We start from the raw sequence: 2,713 nt of genomic DNA, 5'->3' as shown, positions 1-2,713 counted from the left end.
TGAAACAGGGAAAAAATGCGGTGCGATCAACCGCCCGTTGATACCCCGGCGACGCCCGCGCCTGGCGTGGCTTCAAGCACGGTTCCTTTGGTTTCGGGCAGTAGGCAGGTGCACACAACGCTGGCCGAGGCCAGGACGGCCAGCATGGGGCCGACCGCCCAGCTGCCGTAGGTTGCCTGCAGTGTTCCCGCGACCAACGGCGGCAACGCGCCGCCAACGACGCCGGCGAGGTTGACCGCAAGCGCCGATCCGCTATAGCGGTACCGGGTGGCGAACAACTCGGGAATGAAAGCGCCCGTGGGTCCGGAACCGATCCCGGCGATCGCGAACATCCCGACGATCGCGACTGCATACAACGCGGGCTTGCCGGTGTCCATCAACGGAATCACTACCGCCGCCCACGGCACGCACCCCACCCAGCCCAGCAACATGATCCGGCGACGGCCGAATCGATCGCTCAGACTGGCCGAGAGCGCGACGGACACCATGCTCGCCAACCCGCCCAGCGCGCCGATTGCCCAGATGAAGCCGCGGGTGTATCCGAGATGGGTATGGGCGTACGCGGTGAGGTAGGTGTTGCCCATATAGGCGAATCCAAAGCCGCCCAGGATGCTGCCCGCGGCCAACAGAATTTCCCGACGTTGCAAGTGCAGCAACTCCGCTATTGGCGCTGTGGGGACAAGGTTTCGGGCCTTCTCCTCGGCGAATACCGGAGTCTCGTCGACTCTGACCCGCACATATAGGGCGATACCGATCAGAACGGCGCTGATCAGAAACGGTATGCGCCACCCCCACGCCATGAAGGCGGGGCTGTCCTCTCCGATGCTGAAGTTGACACCTAAAAACGTCAGGCTGGAAAGCACCCCTGCGGTGCCGCCGCCGAGCAGCGTGAACATGCCATACCGGCCGCGTCTGCCGGGTGGTGCATGCTCGGCGCTCAGCAAGGCTGCGCCTGCCCATTCGCCGCCGACAGCAAATCCCTGCATGAGCCGCAGCGCAATGAGAATCAGCGGGGCTGCGGGACCGATGGCCGCCGTACTGGGAACCACGCCCACGGACACCGTGGCGACGGCCATGAATACCAGCGTGACGATCAGGGTCTTCCTCCGGCCCAGCCGATCCCCGAAATAACCGAACGTCGCCGCGCCGATCGGCCGAGCCACAAACGCACTGGCGAACGTGCCCATCGACGCGATCGTGGCCAATGTCGGACTGAGGTGAGGAAAGAAGACGGTGGGAAAAACCAGCGCCGCCGCGGTGCCGTAAATGAGGAAGTCGTAGAACTCGATCGCCGAGCCGACCAGACATGCGGCGGCAACTCGCCTCATCGGCGTGACGCTGCGGGTCTGCACGATAACGACGGTAGGGGAAGATCCGTCCTACGTCAGCCGCGGATCAACAGCTCCTTCTTTAGCACCTTGCCCATCGCGTTACGCGGCAAGGTATCCACGACCCGCACCTCACGCGGTCGTTTGTGCACCGAAAGTTGTTGAGCAACATAGTCAATCAATTCCTGCGGCTCGGCGTCACCAACGACGTATGCGACGATACGCTGGCCGAGGTCTGGGTCGGGCAGCCCGACCACTGCCGCCTCGGCCACCCCAGGATGCCCGAGCAGTGCAGTCTCGATTTCGCCGGCGCCGATCCGGTATCCGCCGGACTTGATCAGGTCTACCGACTCGCGGCCGACAATGCGATGCATACTGTCGCTGTCGATGACGGCGGCATCACCGGTGCGGTACCAGCCGTCGGTGTCGAACGCATCAGCGGTGGCATCCGGCCGATTCAGATAGCCGTTGAACAGGGTGTGGCCGCGAACCTGAAGCCGCCCAATCGTTTCGGCGTCGTGCGGCACCGGGGCACCGTCGTCGTCGACCAATCGAGTCTCGATCCCGGTCAGCGGTAACCCGACCCAGCCGGGACGGCGTTCGCCGTCGGCGCGGGTGGACAGCGTAATCAGCGACTCGGTGGCGCCGTAGCGTTCGACGGGCGAGTGCCCGGTGAGCCGAACCAACTGGTCGAATACCGGCACCGGCAGGCCGGCGCTGCCAGACACCAGCAGCCGGGCCGTCCGCAGCGCCTCGGCTGCAGCTTGGTCCGCAACCACCCTTGACCACACCGTCGGCACACCGAAGTACAGCGTGCCTTTCGCTGCTGCGTAGGCTTGGGGCGTCGGTTTTCCGGTGTGCACGAAGCGGTTTCCGAATCGCAGCGACCCGAGCAGCCCCAACACCAGGCCGTGCACATGGAATAGCGGCAGCCCGTGCACCAAGGTGTCCTCGGAGCTCCACTGCCAAGCTTCGGCGAGTGCATCCAGGTCGGCGGCAAGCGCCCGGCCACTCAGCTGCACCCCTTTGGGCGGGCCGGTGGTGCCCGAGGTGTAGATGATCAGCGCGGTGTCCTGCGGGGACGGCTCGGGCAGGCGGTGCCAGGAACGGGCGTGCGTGCGCACCGGGATGTGCGGCAAGCCTTCCGGCTCGTCGGGCACCGGGCCAAGCCAGGCCTGCGCGCTGGAGTCGGTGAGGATGTGCCGGCGCTCGGTCTGCCCGACGTCGGCGGGCACAGGGACCACCGGAACGCCGGCGATCAGGCATCCGGCGATGGCCAACGCGGTCGAGGCGGTCGGCGTGGCCAGCACGGCGATCCGGTCCGCGCCGCCCACCCGCTCGGCCACGGATGTCGCGGCGCCGACCACATCGCTGCGGCTCAGCGC

Annotated in this window: 2 protein-coding genes; both read right to left on the bottom strand. The window is 66.3% G+C overall.

Features of this window, described 5'->3' with window-relative positions; translation table 11 throughout:
- Positions 1-26: 26 nt before the first annotated feature.
- Positions 27-1,328 carry an MFS transporter gene (locus tag WB785_RS23535; protein WP_424082322.1) on the bottom strand — a complete coding sequence of 434 codons (1,302 nt, stop codon included), beginning with the start codon at positions 1,326-1,328 and terminating at the stop codon, positions 27-29.
- A gap of 56 nt (positions 1,329-1,384) precedes the next feature.
- On the bottom strand, positions 1,385-2,713 hold a 1,329-nt coding region (locus WB785_RS23530), incomplete at its 5' end, for an acyl-CoA synthetase (RefSeq protein ID WP_424082320.1).

The sequence above is a fragment of the Mycobacterium sp. genome, from assembly GCF_049585075.1.
In the GTDB taxonomy this organism is placed as follows: Bacteria; Actinomycetota; Actinomycetes; order Mycobacteriales; family Mycobacteriaceae; genus Mycobacterium.
Note: the sequence above shows the minus strand (reverse complement) of the source record. Positions and strands in the feature narration are given on the sequence as shown.

What these genes read in the sequence shown, in the direction of transcription:
- WB785_RS23535 (WP_424082322.1), bottom strand. Translation starts at nt 1,328, where the DNA reads ATGAGGCGAGTTGCCGCCGCATGTCTGGTCGGCTCGGCGATCGAGTTC.